Origin of the sequence: Bradyrhizobium cytisi, from assembly GCF_008123515.1 — a bacterium.
Lineage (GTDB): Bacteria > Pseudomonadota > Alphaproteobacteria > Rhizobiales > Xanthobacteraceae > Bradyrhizobium > Bradyrhizobium cytisi.
In genome coordinates, this window is the sequence record NZ_VSSR01000070.1 from 75156 (window position 1) to 91114 (window position 15959).

The following is a 15959-nucleotide window of genomic DNA, read 5'->3' on the forward strand; positions in this document are numbered from 1 at the left end:
TCGTTTCTCGCCAAGCTCCATTTCTCGTGCCACGCGGAGTTCCGTGCGCGTGATCGAAGTGCTGGCTTATCCATCGGTACAGCTGCTCGACGTCACCGGACCGCTCCAGGTGTTCGCGACCGCCAACGAGCAGATCGTGGAAGCCGGCGGAACGCCGCCTTATGCGCTTCGCGTGGTGGCGAAAGATCGCGCGCGGGTGACGGCGTCCTCGGGACTGGCGATTGCAACGGAGCCGCTGCCGCGCGCCGGCAGCGGGCTGGACACGTTGGTTGTCGCAGGTGGTCCGGGTGTCGATCTCGCCGCTTGCGATCCGGTGCTGTTGGACTGGCTGCGGCAGCGCGTGAAGAAGGCGCGGCGCGTGGCGTCGGTTTGCACCGGCGCATTTCTGCTCGGTGCATCCGGCGCGCTCGACGGACGCCGTGCGGTGACCCATTGGTCGTATTGCGCCGAGCTCGCGCGGCGTTTCCCGGCCGTGCGCGTCGAGCCAGATCCGATCTTCGTGCGCGATGGCTCGATGTGGACCTCGGCGGGCGTAACCGCCGGCATCGATCTGGCGCTGGCCCTGGTGGAGGAGGATCTCGGCCGCACCACCGCGCTGGCCGTGGCGCGTTATCTCGTCGTCTTCCTCAAGCGGCCGGGCGGGCAGGCGCAGTTCAGCGAGGCGCTGTCGCTGCAATCCGCCGAGGATGAATTCGGCGTGTTGCACCAATGGATCAGCAAGCATCTCGCCGGCGATCTCTCTCTGTCCAGACTGGCACGCGAGGCCGGCATGAGCGAGCGCAGTTTCAGCCGCCATTATGCCAAGGCGACCGGACTGACGCCGCTGCGGGCCATCGAGCGGTTGCGGGTGGAAGCTGCGCGGCGAATGCTGTCGGAGACGCGCCTGCCGGTGAAGCGGATATCCCAGCGCTGCGGTTTCGGGTCGGAGGAGACCATGCGCCGCAGTTTTCTGCGCGTGCTGGCCACGGCGCCGCAGGACTATCGTCGTCGGTTCGGTTCCTGAGCGAGACCAAAGTCTAGCCAATAAGCCCACGCCGAATGGGAACCAAATCGCTTCCCAGTCTTTGCTCCGACGGGTCCCCCGCGGAGGGTGTGTCATGAGCAGGCTGCAAGAGCGCGAAACTGTCCCTGACGTCTATAATCTGTTTCTCGCCGCCGTTCTCTTCATATCGCCATGGCTGTTCAAATTGACAAATAGTCAGGGCAAGATCGACCTCTGGGTCACGAGCGCGATCATCGTCGTGCTCTCGCTGGCAGCCATCATCGCTTACCGGGACTGGGAGGAATGGATCAACGTCCTGATGGGCGTCTGGCTCATCGCGTCGCCCTGGCTGCTCGGATTTCCGCATACGCGGGCGATGCATCTGAGCATCGGCTTCGGCGTCCTCATCGTGCTGCTGGCGCTGCTCGATCTCTTCCTGCATTACGAGAAGCGGCATCCGGACGAAGCGCCGGTGGAATCCGTGCAGGAGCGAGCGCACCAGTAACATGTGGATCAGCCTTCATCGCCATGAATCTGAGCGCGAAAGGCGCGCGGTGACAGCCCGGTGGCTGCGGCGTAGACCCGGCTGAAATAGGCGGGGTCCTCGAAGCCGAGCGCATAGGCGATCGTCGAGACCGGAAGATTTGTATAGACGAGGTTGCGGCGTGCCTCGCGGATCAGCCGGTTCAGGATCAGGTGCGAGGCGGTATCGCCGGTTGCCGCGCGCGTGATGCGGTTGAGATGGGTCGGCGTGATCGCCAGCGCGTTCGCGTAGTCCGCAACGGTCCGGCGCTCCAGATGATGCTGTTCGAGCAGGGCTTCGAAGCGGCGGAACAGATTTGATTCAGAGCTGCTGCTGGTGCCGCTCTCGGCTGTAAGCGCTCGTGCCACGAGGCCGATCATGGCGGCCGACAACGCGCGCAGCACATGCGCGCGGCCGAAATCGCGCGCAGCGTGCTCGGCAAAGATCTGTTTCATCGTCGCGCGGATCTGCGGCGTGCCGCGAACGACGGCCGATCGTGACAGCACGCCGCGCAGGCCCTCGGCGGCGAGCAGTGCCTCGTCCAGGATTTCCGCGGCGATGGTCAGAACCCAGCCCTGGGTCTCCCGCACGAAACGGAAGCCGTGGACATGGCCGACCGGCACGTTGACGATCTGCATCGGCCTGAGCGGCACCACGCGTCCGTCGAGTGTCGCCTCGCCGCCGCCGCGCTCGATCAGCAGCACCTGGTGCAGCCGGGCGTGGCGGTGCACGGCGAGCGTCCAGTCATGCAGCACCGAGCGCGACGCAATCGTCTCGCAATGGACGACGTCCGGCAGGTCGCCGGCTTCACCAAACAGATTGTAGACCCGGATGGCCGGGGCGGGGGCTGCGGTTCTCATGTTCGAATAGTACAAGACAATGGCGAAAGCCTCCATCGGTACAGGCGGCGGAATCTGCAAAAAAGTGCCGACGGGAGGACGGAAAAATGAAAGTTCAGGTTTGCATCATCGGCGGCGGGCCGTCCGGGCTGCTGCTGTCCCAGCTCCTGCACCTGAAGGGCATCGATACCATCGTGCTGGAGAAATACAGCCGCGAGCACGTGCTGGCGCGCATCCGCGCCGGCGTGCTCGAGCATGGCTTTGCCCGGCTGATGCGCGAGGCGCAATGCGGCGAGCGGATGGACGGCGAGGGCGAGATCCACAACGGCTTCGAGATCGCCCATGACGGCGTGCTCTCCCATGTCGATCTAAACAAGCATTCCGGCGGCAATTCGGTGCTGGTCTACGGCCAGACCGAGCTGACGCGCGACCTCTATGAGGCGCGCGACCGGCTCAGTGGCAAGGTCGTGCATAATGCCGAGGACGTGACGCCGCATGATCTGACCTCCGACCGGCCCTACGTGACGTATCGATCGAACGGCGAGACCGTCCGCGTTGATTGCGACTACATCGTCGGCGCCGACGGATTTCACGGCGTCAGCCGCAAATCGATCCCGAAGGATGTGCTGCGTGAATATGAAAAGGTCTATCCGTTCGGCTGGCTCGGCGTGTTGTCGCGGACCAGGCCGGTGTCGCCTGAACTCATCTACGTGAAGCATGCGCGCGGCTTTGCGCTCTGCTCGCTGCGCTCACAGGTGCTGAGCCGCTATTACCTCCAGGTGCCGCTGACTGACAAGGTCGAAGACTGGTCGGACGATGCATTCTGGGCGGAGCTGAAGCGTCGCCTGCCCGATGAGGTCGCAGACCGCTTGATCACCGGCCCCTCGATCGAAAAGAGCATCGCGCCTTTGCGCAGCTTCGTCGCCGAGCCGATGAGCTATGGCCGCCTGTTCCTCGCCGGCGATGCCGCCCACATCGTGCCGCCGACCGGCGCGCGCGGGCTGAACAGCGCCGCTTCCGACATCTATTACCTCTACCACGCGATGCTCGCGCACTATCAGGATGGCGACGATTCCGGGCTGGCGGGCTATTCCGCCAAGGCATTGGCGCGGATATGGAAGGCGCAGCGCTTCTCGTGGTGGATGACGATGCTGCTGCACCGTTTCCCCGATCGTTCCGAGTATGAAGATCGTCTCCAGCAGACCGAGCTGGAGTACCTGTTGTCGTCCGAGACGGCGCAGCGGTTGCTCGCGGAGAATTATGTGGGGCTGCCGTTTTAGGTTTGTTACGTCTGATGCTGGGTTCTTTCCTTCTCCCCTTGTGGGAGAAGGTGGCGCGAAGCGCCGGATGAGGGGTTTTCTCCGCGGATGTCGCCGCCTGAGAGTCATGTGCGGATAGAACCCCTCACCCGTCTCGCCGCTGCGCGTCGAGCCACCCTCTCCCACAAGGGGAGAGGGTGCATCGGTGCACCTGGCTCGCGCCGCTACTTCCCTTCCAGCGTATTCACCGCCGTCCAGTTGGCCGGCGGTGGATGCGCCGCCAGTGTCCGCGCACGCTTGGCAAAATATCGGCACGGCGGATCGTCGCCGGCGGCGCTCTCGAACAGCTCGGCCGCTTTGGCGAAGTCGCGCGCACGCCAGCACGCAAGCCCGCTGGCGTAAGTTGCCGTGCGGATGCCCTGCTCCTGCGTCTCGTGGTTCTTCTCGGCGAGCGGCTCGTACACCCTGATCGGCTCGTCGCGTCCCTGCACCCTGACCATGTCGAGCTCGCGCCAGGTGTAGGCGCTGCGGCTCTGGTTCACAGTCATCTCGGACGCCATGATCACGGTGCCAAAGTATTTGTTGGCGCCTTCGAGCCGCGAGGCGAGGTTCACGGTATCGCTCATGACGGTGTAGTTGAAGCGCCGGCGCGAGCCGATATTGCCGACCACGGCTTCGCCGCTGTTCAACCCGATGCGGTGGGCGAGGCCGCGGCCACGGAACGCGGGATGGCTTTCGTTGAGCTCCTCGAGCCGGTCGCGGCATTGCAGCGCGGCGGCGACCGCGTTGCGTGCATGATCGGGATCGTCGGCCGGCGCGCCGAACATCGCGACGATGGAATCGCCGATATATTTGTCGACATAGCCGCCGTGGCTTTCGATAATGTCGGTCATGTCGGAGAGATAGTCGTTCATCAGCGCGACCAGCTCGCTTGGCGTCATCTTCTCGGCGATCGAGGAGAAGCCGCTGAGGTCAGAGAAGAACATGGTGATGTTGCGCATCTCGCCCCCGAGCACGGGCATCTTGCCGGAGGCGACCATGCCGTCGATCACCTCGGGTGCGAGATAGAACGCAAAGCTCTTGCGCAGGAAGCGCTCCTCGCGGTCGGCGATCACGAAGCGGTAGCCGATCATCATGGCGAGCGCTGCGAGACCGGCGAGCACGGGCTCGGTCAGGGGCAGCGCGATGGCATGCGCGAATGTGCTGACGGCGACAGCAGCGTAGGCGACGGTGAGCCCAAGCCAGGTAACCGCCGCGCCGGTCGGAGCGAGCAGGCAGGCGGCAGCGGCAATGATCGCCGCGAAAACAATTGTCAGGATCGTCCGCAGCGGGAAGCCGAGCTCCGTGATGGCATCATGCTCGAGCAGATTTCGCACGACCGTGGCGTGAACGAAGACGCCGGCGACCGCGTTGCGGGCTTGTTGCGCGGTGCTTGCAGGCGCGGGCAGGGCGCATCGCGACCCGGGTGTCCCGTCATATCCGCTGGCCAGGCGCATTGAGGTGAGCTTGCGGTCTTCGAAATTGAGGATGCTGCCGAGCAGCACGATCTTGCCCTCGAAGGCGCGGCGGAAGAACTCGGTGTCGCCCTTTTCGACGCAGGCGCGCAAATCGGCGAAGGAATAAGTGGGGACGTCGCGGCCCATGCCGCGGAAATTGAGCGTGAGCGTGTTGGTGACCGCGCTCGGGATCGCGTAGCCGGACAGTTTCGTTACGCCGATCGGCCCGGTCTCGGGCTTGGCACCGAGTGCGCGCGCGGCGAGCTCGACGGCCATTGCGGACACTGGCTGGCCCGCGATGGAAAAGCTTAGCGGCATTCGCCGGATTACGTCGTCGGCGTCGGTATGGACGTTGAGGGCGCGGATGTTGTCTTTCACCGCCAGTTGCTGCGCGCGATCTGGCCGCTCCGGATGGTCGTTGCTGAGAATTTCGCCGAGCACGAGCTTGCCGCTGTCGGAGAGCTTCCGCACGGCTATAAGGTAGTCCCGGTCAAATCCCTTCAAACGGCTGCCGAACGACGCATCGCCGAACGGAATCGCCGATTGCTCGATCGAGCTTTGAAAGATCACGTCGAAGCCGATGACCTTGGCGCCCCCGTCAGTGATACTTCCGAGCACCCGGCCGATCTCGCGCGTCCATGTCTGGGTCGGCGATCCCTTGAAAGGCGGCGTGTCGTAGGTCTCCCCATCGATGGCCACGACGACGACCGGTGATGTCGCGGGATCGCGGCGGTCACCGATGAGCTTCCAGCGCAAGGCCGTGAGGATGTCGAGCGAGAGCCCTTGCAGCGTCTGGAGCGGCGGAGACGTGAAAGTTGCGCCCGTAACGAGCGCTATCATGATCGCCGCAACGATGTCCCACCTGCGGATCCGCCGCATCGTTGCTGTCGCTGGCCGGCTATTCGAGCCGAAGCAGACGGCCGACGATCGGTGTCGGCGACGAGGTCGCGCTGGCGTCGACCTGGAAGGTGTAGCGCTTGGTGCCGAGCTTCGCGAGGTAGCTGCCGCCCGGCGTCAGCGACTTGCCGGCTTTCGAGAGGTCATAGAATTTTCCGGCGATCATGATGTCGTTCTTGAGCGGGAGGCTGATCGTGGGCTCCTTGCCGTCGGTGCGTTCGATCACCAGCGTGCTGCCGCTCTTGGCCTGAATCAGTGGCGCTGTACCGTAGATCGTCGGCAGCTTGGCCGGCGAGCTGTTGGCATCGGATCGCATGGTGCGGAACGTGGTTGCCGCGCTCTGGTTCGCCTCGCGCTCGGAGAGCTGCGCGGCGTTGGCGTCGCAGGGCACCTTGACGCGCTGGACGTTGCCGAGTTGCACGGTGCTTTGCTCCGCGCCGACCAGCACGACGCCCTCGGTGATGGTCTCGCGCAGGCAGGATTTCAGATAGCTGAGCGTGATGCCAGCCTTGGGGCCGAGCTTGATGATCTTGCCGGGCGCCACGTAGTCCATGAATTCGATGCCGTCGACCTTGCCCTGCACGTCCTCGACGATGGCGGCGGGCGTCTCGGCAATGGCGGGAGCCGCGAGGCAAAACACGCCGGCGATCGCGCCGATCAGGCTTCTCATGACTTTTTCATCCAGTTCGAACAAGATACCCGAGTGATCCACGTGCCAGCGGGAGCCTAGCAGGGGATCGCCCAAGCAAGTGTGATCAGAATCACTCTTGGTATTGGTGCACCCTGGCAGGAACAGGTTCAAACCGGTGATGGCAGAAAACGGCGCCGCGGCAAACCGTGACTCTAGACGCGATGGCGCGATGGCAGACGGCCGGGGCGGCTTCGCCCGCGGTCCAGGTCCGGATGGCTCCCGGCCGCGCCTATATGTGCGACGGTGGCCTCTGGTTTCGGCAACGGCGTCGCAGCTTGCCCGGCGGCGGCCCAGCTCAGGGACGCGCAGCGCGAGTTCGGCGGCGACATCGGCCAGATCGTCCGCGCGCTGTCGGCGATCCTGAACGATGCAAGTGGCGTCGTCGGTCACGGCCGCACGCTGTTCGGTAGCGAGAACGGTTCTTCCGCCTCGTTCCTGACCCGCATCAAGCAGACGCTGGCTCACGCCTCGACCCTGATCGGCACTTGCGAGAGCGCCGGACGCTCGGTCGACCAGGCGCTCGCGGTCGTCGAGGATACGTTGGCAAAATTCCGTCAGGCCATTGCGGGGCTGGCGGAAGCCACGGTCGACATCACCCTGATCGGCATGAATGCGGGCCTCAAGGCGAGCCATCTCGGCAGCCGCGGCAGCGCTTTCGTCGTCATCGCGAACGAGCTCAAGACGACCGCCGATCAGGTCTCGGCCGGCGCCGGCCGCTTGCGGCCCGTGCTCGACGGCATCGAGCGCTCCGCCAATGAGTTGAAGGAGCTTCGCGTCCAGGGCGATCCCACGCAGCTCACCAATCTGGAGCCGCAGATCCTCCGGGCGCTGCGCGAGGTCGAGGCCGGTAACGAGCGGCTCGGCAAGCTTATGAGCCGGCTCGTCGACGAAGGTGCCGAATTCGAGGGCCTGATGAATTCGGCGCAAGGCCTGATGAGCTCGCTCGGCGAGTCTTCTGCGACGTTGCCCGCCGTCGCTGCGCGCCTGGAGACGGCAAGCGCAGGCGCGCATCGGCCGCAGCCGCAGGACCAAGCGCTGCTCGACGATCTGTTCGCGCGCTACACGATGGAGCGGGAGCGCGACGTCCACCGGGAATTTTTGCAAGCCCTCGGGCTGTCGTCGAGCGCCGCGGCCCGCCGGGTCGAGGCGGTCGTGCCTGCGGATGACGGCATCGAATTGTTTTGAGCTTGCAGCCGGCGTCGCGCATGCGGCACCGGAAATTTGACGAATTGGTTTTGCAAGGCATTAACCGTGCCGGAATACGCGCCGCATCAGTCATTGTCGCGCCCCAGAGTTCGTCGCAAATACGTTTGAATTTTACGACGGATGTTTTCATGCTGAGAGACGGCAAATACGCTGCCTGGTTTAGAACCCCGCGTGGCCAGGGCACAGGCCTTGTCGAATTGATCGAGGGGCGGATCTCGGGCTGCGACAGCTTCTTCACCTATGGCGGCTCCTATCAGGTCGATCAGCAACGCTTCACGGCTGTCTTGGCAGTGAAGCGCCATACCGAAGGCAATCCGAGCGTGTTTGGTCCTGATGAGGTCGAGGTCGATCTGACCGGCCTCTGCAGCGGCGCGATGGCGACGTGCTCGGGCACGGCGCGAGAGGCGCCGGAGGTCAGGTTCGAGTGCACGCTGATCTACAGCCAGGAAGAAGCGCTTGCAGCCGACGCCAGATGCGCGGTCGTCAAGCTCAATCCCGACAAGCTGCCCAAGGGGCTGGACAGCCGGTCGCGGCCGCGGCCGCGGCCGCCGTTTACACCCTCCAGGCCTCCCGCGTCCTGATGTGTCCTGCGCCTTAGCTTTGCGTTGACGCTGTTGCCGCGAAAGCGCCTGAAGACCGCACCGCGGCAAGAGTGCTTTTAGATGTGAAATCTAGGTTGAGGCCTATAACAAAAGGCGGACAGGGATATGCCTCAGATCTGGATGACTTATGACGAACTCGCGACGCTCAGTGGCTGCAGTGCCGCCGAGGCCAGGGTGCTGGCGCTGCATCTGTCGCTCGATCGCCGCAAGAGCCGCGATGGAAACACCCGCGTCAAGCTGGACCTGGCGTTGACAGCAAGATTCTTCGCGTCGGTCCGCGAGGCGGGTTTTGATTTGGATAGCGCTATCGAGGCGCTCCAGGCGACGCATCGGCAGATGGCGGAACTTCTGACGCCGAATGAGGTCCATGGCAGGCGCGGAATGGCCTAAGCCGCCAGTAGGGCCAAGGCCCCTTGGGAGGCTGCGGGCGGGAGCAAGAAGTCGTTCGAAGCCATCACGCTTTCTCGGACGGTCAGGCGACCGATCTCGGAACAGGCCGCTCGGCTGTTCACGATGCCGAGGCTCCGCTCCTCTACGCTGACCGATCGCTTGGTGATAGCGGCCGCCTCGGTGCAAAATCTCATCGCGCGCACAGCATGCGTTGACTTGGCGAGGCCGCCAATGTGTTCCTATTGTTGGCGACTAACTCCCATCTCGCGTTGCAACTGCGGTGAGAGGCCCATCGCGCCCTCGGTTCGCCCTTGGCCAGTCCCCAAATTCCGAGAGGTTTGTGTCTGAGTGGAGGTCGACCCCGTGGACGTTGTGGTTGAGGCAGGTGAACTGGTCGTCGTCCCCGTGTAGCCGCTGCGTACGCCGTTGGTGGAGGTGCTTTGGGCCACAGCTGAGAGAGATGTGCCAATGAGAAACGCTCCAGCCAGGAGCACGTAACGTTTGCCGGTCATAAATCTATATCCCTCAAGGTTGGTCGCGATTGTGGATTAGACGCAGCCGCTTGCCAACCGGCGCATTGCGGCAAATGCGGTAAGGGCCGACGCCGAGACAGTCTACGAGGGTGGTCTGGGCAAGAAGGCGAGAATTGTCTGAGCCAAAAGGACGCCTACGGTTCCGCCTGCTGCCTTTTGTAGCACATCCAACAGAGCTGGATCGCGATCGGGTGTCAATGCTTGCAGGACTTCCAATCCTATTGCGACGGAGATCACTAGGCCGCAAGCGAGACCGAGGCGTCCAGGAAGCAGGAAAGACAAGAGAAAGCCCAGCAAGCCGTAAGCGCTGAACCTTTCGACGACCACGATCCAGTAGGCCTCGGAATGCCCAACAAGCACCGGTCTTCCTGTCAACTTCGCCAAGGTGGCGTAGCTGATTAAGGCGAGGCAGACGGCAGTGGCCGCGACGAAGGGGTTTCGGAGCATTTAGGCACCATACCCCAGTTCCAAAACGGTGTGCCGGCAAACCGTTGCTATCGTTAAAGACGCTTGCGTACTCTCGCCAACAAGTTTCTTTCGGGGATCAGCCGCTGCGACGGCCGCTTGATGCGACCCTCGGCATCTGTGCAACATTTGCGCCGCCGGAACGGATTAGGAATTGTGGAGGTGGTTGCGACGGTCTTGAGGAGCGGACGTAAGGCTCCCATTTGAGGTACTTCGTACGACGTCGATGCGAGACAGCCGATCGCGTCCCATAACCTGCGGCGAACGAAATTGCCACGATACCAGCCAAAAGTAGGAGTTCGAACATACTGAAGCACCACCGTCGCGACGATTGCCTCTTGGATACTCCGGCTGCTCAACACTGATAAGGCAGATTTGCGGACTTCCTATGGCTCGCAATCACATGAATTTGCTTGCAGTCCGCGGAACTCTTTCAAGAATCATGCAAGGCGTGGTGGTGAGAATCATGCGCGCCTTTTCATAGGGCAACTCGCCTGAGCCTGCGCGAACGGAGCTCGCGAATGCCGTGACCCGTGGCAATTCCAGCCGCAAAAATAGTCAACAAGAGAAGCAGTGCCAGTATTAAGGTCAGAGCATTTGCCGTGCCATATTCCATTCAAGCGCGCGGCTCGTTCTGTGCGTGACGATCTCAGGTATTCCTCTAAGCGACCAGCTCGATATCCTGTTTAGTGCCGGCCGACGCAGCCAAGCTATGCTTCTCAAGGGGCGCGGCGACGAGATAGCCCTGGCCTCCTCGACACCGCACGAGATCAGCGCGCGGACCTGCTCCTCGGTTTCGACGCCTTCCGCAACCACGGTCATGTGGAAGTCCCTTGCGAGCGCCACCAGCATCTCCACGATTGTCGTGGTCGAGGCATCCACCGTGATGGTGTCGACGAAGAACTTGTCGATCTTGATCGTGTTGGCGCCGAGACCCTTCAGCCGTAACAGCCCGCTATGGCCGACACCGACATCGTCGATGGCCACGCGAAAACCGTAGTCGCGCAGCTCGCCCACCACGGCCGCAGCGCGCGCCAGATCATCGAGTTCGTCGCGCTCGGTCACCTCGACCACGATCTGCCGCGCCGAAACCCGCGCCGCGGCGACGGCGCTGCGGAGCGCTTCGATGAAGCCTTTGCTCAAGAGGTGCCGTGGCACCACGTTGAGCGAGAGCTTGAAATCCTTTTCGGCCTTGAGATGAGACTGGAGGTCGGCCAGCGCGCGCCCGAGCAGCTGCCAGGTCATGGCTTCGATCCGTCCGCTGGATTCCGCCAGCGGAATGAAGTTCATCGGCGGGACCACCGTGCCGTCCTCGCGCAGCCAGCGCGCCAGGATCTCGCAGCCCCTGATCTCGCCGGTCCGAAGATCGAAGATCGGCTGGAAATACGGCCTGAACTCGCCACGAGCGAGCGCACGGTCGAGGTCGGCTACGGGCCTTCCATGCGCTGGGTCCGCGACAGGAGGAGGCCGAACAGCGCGCCGAGCGCGAGCGAGACCGCCATCGCCGGCCAGTAGGCTTCGCTGTTCCACGTCGACAGCACGGTCTTGTCGATGCGGATGACGGTGCGCAGCGGATAGCGCGTCGAGCTCCTTTCGAAATCGACCGGATGCGCCAGCGCCTTGTCGGCGTCGAGCATGAACTCGCCGAGCTGTGCTCCGTTCGTGAGCGCGAGCAGCACCTCGCCGTGCGCGTGCAACTCCGCCGGCATGACGTCGAATAGGCTGGAATTGATGCCGAGGATGGCGACCAATGCCTTGTTGTCGCCGATGTCCCTGAGCACGCCGAGCGCGTCGCCGCCGAATTGCTCGACGCGGAACAGCATCAGCTTCGAATCGCGCGAGGCAAGCATGTCCGCGCGATCGACCCAGCCCTTGTCGAACTCGAGCGTCTCAGAATAGGCCGAGCAGATCACCGAGCCGTCCGAATTGACGAGGCGGACGTCTTTCACGGCGGAGCGCTGATAAACGTGGAGGCGGATCGCCTGGAGCGAGGCCGGGTCGCATGTGGCGAGCCCGCGGCTGGCCAACTCGTCGAGGCTCGCGGCCGCAAAATCGACAGCGAATTCGGACCGGCGCAGCACGACCTCGGTCAGCTGATCGAGCTGGCGTGCCTGCTGGTCATGGATGAAACGTGTCGCAGCGAAGTGACCGGCAATGGCGAACGCAACCATGCCCGCAAGCACGAGCGCCGCCAGTGAGAGTTTCGGCCGCGCTGCTTTCATCCGGCCCGAGGTGGGGTAAGAGAGGACTACCGGACCCTAATCTTGGAAGCGCTAAGATAAGGTTTAAGAGGGCTCGTTCTCGGAGCAATCGTAAACGGTCGATTCTCCGGGAGGATCCCGATTCAGTAAACCCGACAAACGGGGGGCGATTGCAAAAGGCCTGCGTTCCGCGACCAGTCTTTGCGGGGCTCAACGACGGTCGGGATTTTCCGGACGAGCGCCGTAGCATCCAAACATGGCTTAGCTCAAAGTGGTCCGGGCAAAGCCGATGGCGAACTGGCCGGGTAAGTCAAAGCTGCAAGCCGACGAACGCAAGGTTAAGAACCAACTAAATTGAGACTATGATAATGACGTAATATTCCACGAGGGAAACTCCGTTTTCCTTCCGGGCAACGCGGATAGAGGCGGACGGTTCCAGCAGAGTGCCCCATGCCCAACGACCAAAGAGGTTCGAATGGCCGACATCTTCCCAAAAATCCTTGCAACGTCACGGATTCCAGTGTCGCCATGGCTCGAAGTTATTGCACGGGATGTACAGTTTCACGGTAGCTCCGCCGCCGAGACCTACTACGCCGTCGCGCAGCCCGACTACGTTGTTGTGCTTGCGATTGCGCCCGACTCGCGCGTGCTGCTGGTGAGGCAATACCGTCCTGCCATTGAACGGTTTTCCCTTGAGCTGCCTGCAGGAATGCTGGACCCAAACGAAGACCCGCACACTGCTGCCGCACGTGAGCTCCTCGAGGAAACCGGTTATCCAACAGCGACCATCGAGTTGATCGGTAAGGGGGCAACTTGTTCAAGTCGAATCAGCAACACGACCCATTCGTTTTTCATTCGAACCGGCGAGCGGGTAGCCAACTTTACTGAGGAAACGGGCGTCTCCGTTAGTTTGGTCTCGTCCGCCGAGTTGAGTGCATTGGTGCTGTCTGGTGACTTTGCCGAGCAAGGGCACGTCGGCGTAGTGGCTCTAGCAGTTGCTAGAGGCCTGATTGAGCTTTAGCTCCCTTTGTTCGGCTCGAGCAGTGCAGCACCGGGCTGAACTTACACTCCATTCTTTTTTCCGTTCTTCGACTTGAGCGAAAGGCCCAAACGCAAAGACATGCGCTTGATCGCGTCAGGCGAGCGCCCGAGTTGCTTCGCCGCCTCTTCCAGCGACGTTGAAGATTTGGCCAGCTCCATGAGCCGGCGGTCTTCCTTGAACGACCAGGCCTTCCGCGCCATAACCGAAATGATCCTCTTAGATCGACACAACGACAAAGCCGCCAAGCGGACCCATGTCGCTCGACGGTTTCGCTTGGGTGGGGCCGGCTCTTGGGGGAAGCCCGGTGCGAAGATGGATATGCGATCCCTGAGACTTCGCAACAAACAACGGCGATTAAGCTAACCCCTCAACCTTACCGCGAGGAAATTGGCCCCTGGCGCTCCGTACAACTCCGGGGTTTTCCTGATCTCGCGCCGATCAGCGACGGTCGCAGCCATCCGGCCCACCGCCTCCCGCCATCACGTCCGGTTGACGCAGAACCGGTCCGCTCTCCCGCGAAGACAGCTCAGGCGCGCCATCGAAAAATTGTTCCGTCACCCGATGCTGCGCGCCGCATCGATTCAAAATTCGTTGAAGATCGATGTCGTGCAGGAGTCCGCGTTTCTAGCCTGCATCCGTCACGAGATCGTCGAATTCGTTCGGCTATGATCGTGCCAGCGATACGAATAAACAAGAAGATCGAGATGCTTCAAAAATCCTATCTGCCAAGTCTCTAGCGAGGATGAGAGAGCGGGCATTCGAAGGTGCCTTTCTCGGCATCGCGCTGATCGCAATGGCGGGGTGGTCCTATTTCATCATCCTGCTGTCGGTGAAATTCTTCTTCTGGGTGGTTAGTTGATGCGAACGGCCAGGAATCAAGCACGCTGCTGCCCAAAGATTCCCGCCTGTGACGACAAAATCAGCGACGGTGATCACGATCTCAATACAACTAGAAGATGATAGTGTTCGATCGCCGAATGGAGGCGACGGACGCGCGGCCAGAGTGAGCGACCTCCGGATGAGCTGGGTTTCGATTCTGATTTCGACCTTCGTTGGTTTCTGCATCGGCTATGCGATGCGCGCGCCGAGGGCGCACAGGGAACAACGTCCAATCCGCGCTGCCTGGGGGCGCCAGCAGGTGTCGTTTGCCAGGGCGCGCCGTGCGTTCTGAGTGAATTCAGCCGAAACCACACCGCGCGAAGGTAACCATGCGAGGCAGGTTAGGCCGTGCCCGATATCGATTGGAGATTTGTCAGTCATTGATCAATGCACTTGGTGCCAAAGTTGACCTACTTCGCCAATGCGTGAGCTCCCTTGTGATCCAAGACAGACGCTCCGTGAGAGCACTGAGGACCGCAATTGCCAAGCAGGGACGCAGGCACGTTTTTGCGCGTGGCAAAGACCCGGTGCAATGCTCACTCCCCACGGTCGGCGATCGTGGTCCATAGCCGAGGCTGACCCGGCATCTGAATTCGAACCCAGCGATAGGGTACACGCGCCCACGGCTTGATCACCGGCGTCAGATTGTCGAGAACCAGATCGCCACTTCGGGTACGCACGACGAGAATGAGGTGATGCTTTCCCCAACGGGTCACAACCTCGCTCAGCAGCAGCGCGCTTGAAGGCCAGCCTCGGTCGAGCAGTTTGTGGCGCTTAGTCACTGCGTAATCATTGCAATCCCCTCGATCCGGATTGATCAACCAGGCTTCGACGCCCGAGCTCAATTCCGCGTCGTCCGGACTAATGCTGCGGTTGACGGTTTGATTGATCTCTTTGAGAATGGCCCAGCGTTCGCCAGCCAGGCGAACCAGACCCCCGCGAAAGAGCGGCTGGGTGCGACATTCGTCCGCGTAGCGCAGGCAAAACATCGTATAGGCCATCGGTGGAAGCGTCGGCGTTTCGAACCGCATGTGCCGTATTGTTGGCGGCGGGGGTACCGTCGGCATCTCCAGCTGCATTGCATTGACGGCGTCAGGCCCGACGATTATCGCCGCAATCGCCAGCACAGCAGTTGTAAAAAAGGGCGCATGTCATGCTTCCCTATCTGTGGGGGACGCTAGGTGGTGAGAGTTCCCGTGCCGCGCCGACCCCTCACTTCAAAGTCTCTCGAGTTGCGCTTTGTGCCTACATACTCGTAGCAATGTAAGATTGCATGCGTTAGCGTAACACCTCCCGGGGCAATCGGTTCCGGAGGAAGTAGCAGGCCCACTTGCCCCCAACGGTGCGCCAAGTCCCGTTAGATGTGCAGTTTGTGCCAGTGGCTGAACCGTGAAGTGTGGTCGCAGCGTTTTTGCAGTGGCCCCTGCTTACTGGTCGGTCCGTCCTGTGGCTCGCCGGATTGCTAACTTCGATGGTGACCTTCGGAGCTTTAGCTGGGATGGTCATCGAGTTGGCTCCGTGCGAGGGAAATCACTCCCGAAATGGCTTGGTGCTTATCGCAGCATCGCTTGCAGTGCCGTTTTCGAGCAGCGCAGTATCCTAGTGGGTGTAGTTACTGGGGATCCAGGATTGCTTGCTGTCAGCGTCAGTGGTCTCTCTCGAACAAGGTGTGCGGTGGCGTCGGATTCGGTCGGTAGTTCCCCGAGGTCTTCATCATCGGAAAGCCCCTCGCACAACCCGAGAACAAGGTCCGCCCACAGCTGACTGACCCGCGCCAATAAATCCTCGCCGATCCTAAGAAGTACGCATCCTCAGAGCAGTTTCGAGCCCCGGCTGTAGGCGTTGAATAGCTCACCAACAGCTCCTAAGTTTACTTCGATCCGTCGGAAATCAGGGAGACGTCGATGGGAAGGTTTGCCATTGTCGCAGCGGTCCTAGTGGCTCTGCACAGTGA

The 15959-nt window shown here is 62.0% G+C and carries 15 protein-coding genes; 7 read left to right on the plus strand and 8 right to left on the minus strand.

All coding sequences use genetic code 11. The annotated features are described in order from the left end of the window. Positions 1-52: 52 nt before the first annotated feature. A complete protein-coding gene (locus FXB38_RS34555) occupies positions 53-1003 on the plus strand; it encodes a GlxA family transcriptional regulator (RefSeq protein WP_430640208.1) in 951 nt (316 codons plus the stop codon). A 94-nt stretch (positions 1004-1097) separates the two neighbouring features. After that, positions 1098-1487 carry an SPW repeat protein gene (locus FXB38_RS34560; RefSeq protein ID WP_148755415.1) on the plus strand — a complete coding sequence of 130 codons (390 nt, stop codon included), beginning with the start codon at positions 1098-1100 and terminating at the stop codon, positions 1485-1487. A gap of 8 nt (positions 1488-1495) precedes the next feature. Here the strand turns inward: FXB38_RS34560 and FXB38_RS34565 are convergent, their stop codons facing one another. Further along, entirely contained in the window at positions 1496-2401 is a 906-nt protein-coding gene (locus FXB38_RS34565) for a helix-turn-helix domain-containing protein (RefSeq protein WP_148755416.1), read from the minus strand. A gap of 50 nt (positions 2402-2451) precedes the next feature. On the opposite strand from FXB38_RS34565, the gene pobA reads away from it, so the two are divergent. Then, positions 2452-3624: a 4-hydroxybenzoate 3-monooxygenase gene (gene pobA, locus FXB38_RS34570; protein ID WP_148755417.1), complete on the plus strand. Its 1173-nt coding sequence runs from the start codon at positions 2452-2454 to the stop codon at positions 3622-3624. 203 nt (positions 3625-3827) lie between these two features. On the opposite strand, the gene FXB38_RS34575 is transcribed toward pobA, so the two are convergent. Both FXB38_RS34575 and FXB38_RS34580 read right to left on the minus strand, forming a co-directional pair. After that, complete coding sequence (locus FXB38_RS34575) at positions 3828-5978, minus strand: adenylate/guanylate cyclase domain-containing protein (RefSeq protein ID WP_148755418.1); 2151 nt, start codon at positions 5976-5978, stop codon at positions 3828-3830. 19 nt (positions 5979-5997) lie between these two features. Continuing rightward, positions 5998-6666, minus strand: coding sequence for a hypothetical protein (locus FXB38_RS34580; protein WP_148755419.1), 669 nt, complete (start codon positions 6664-6666; stop codon positions 5998-6000). 264 nt (positions 6667-6930) lie between these two features. On the opposite strand from FXB38_RS34580, the gene FXB38_RS34585 reads away from it, so the two are divergent. The 3 genes from FXB38_RS34585 (at position 6931) to FXB38_RS43195 (ending at position 8885) form a co-directional block, all read left to right on the plus strand. Next, positions 6931-7872, plus strand: a complete 942-nt coding sequence (locus FXB38_RS34585) for a methyl-accepting chemotaxis domain-containing protein (RefSeq protein WP_246230349.1) — start codon at positions 6931-6933, stop codon at positions 7870-7872. Between the two features lie 149 nt (positions 7873-8021). Next, positions 8022-8474, plus strand: coding sequence for a hypothetical protein (locus FXB38_RS34590; RefSeq protein ID WP_148755420.1), 453 nt, complete (start codon positions 8022-8024; stop codon positions 8472-8474). A gap of 126 nt (positions 8475-8600) precedes the next feature. After that, entirely contained in the window at positions 8601-8885 is a 285-nt protein-coding gene (locus FXB38_RS43195) for a hypothetical protein (RefSeq protein ID WP_187435344.1), read from the plus strand. 614 nt (positions 8886-9499) lie between these two features. On the opposite strand, the gene FXB38_RS44935 is transcribed toward FXB38_RS43195, so the two are convergent. The 3 genes from FXB38_RS44935 to FXB38_RS44165 form a co-directional block, all read right to left on the minus strand. After that, positions 9500-9865, minus strand: a complete 366-nt coding sequence (locus tag FXB38_RS44935) for a VanZ family protein (RefSeq protein ID WP_148755422.1) — start codon at positions 9863-9865, stop codon at positions 9500-9502. A gap of 606 nt (positions 9866-10471) precedes the next feature. Then, positions 10472-11413, minus strand: a complete 942-nt coding sequence (locus FXB38_RS44160) for an EAL domain-containing protein (RefSeq protein WP_246230351.1) — start codon at positions 11411-11413, stop codon at positions 10472-10474. Then, positions 11311-12105 carry a CSS-motif domain-containing protein gene (locus FXB38_RS44165; RefSeq protein ID WP_246230353.1) on the minus strand — a complete coding sequence of 265 codons (795 nt, stop codon included), beginning with the start codon at positions 12103-12105 and terminating at the stop codon, positions 11311-11313. The genes FXB38_RS44160 and FXB38_RS44165 overlap by 103 nt, the downstream gene beginning before the upstream one ends. 454 nt (positions 12106-12559) lie before the next feature. Between FXB38_RS44165 and FXB38_RS34610 the strand changes: the two genes are divergently transcribed. Continuing rightward, positions 12560-13105, plus strand: a complete 546-nt coding sequence (locus FXB38_RS34610) for an NUDIX hydrolase (protein ID WP_148755423.1) — start codon at positions 12560-12562, stop codon at positions 13103-13105. A 41-nt stretch (positions 13106-13146) separates the two neighbouring features. On the opposite strand, the gene FXB38_RS34615 is transcribed toward FXB38_RS34610, so the two are convergent. Next, the gene (locus tag FXB38_RS34615; protein WP_148755424.1) at positions 13147-13326 is read right to left on the minus strand and encodes a hypothetical protein; all 180 of its coding nucleotides are present in this window, start codon (positions 13324-13326) and stop codon (positions 13147-13149) included. A 1215-nt stretch (positions 13327-14541) separates the two neighbouring features. Beyond that, the gene (locus FXB38_RS34620) at positions 14542-15036 is read right to left on the minus strand and encodes a transglutaminase-like cysteine peptidase (protein ID WP_246230355.1); all 495 of its coding nucleotides are present in this window, start codon (positions 15034-15036) and stop codon (positions 14542-14544) included. Between the last annotated feature and the right edge of the window lie 923 nt (positions 15037-15959).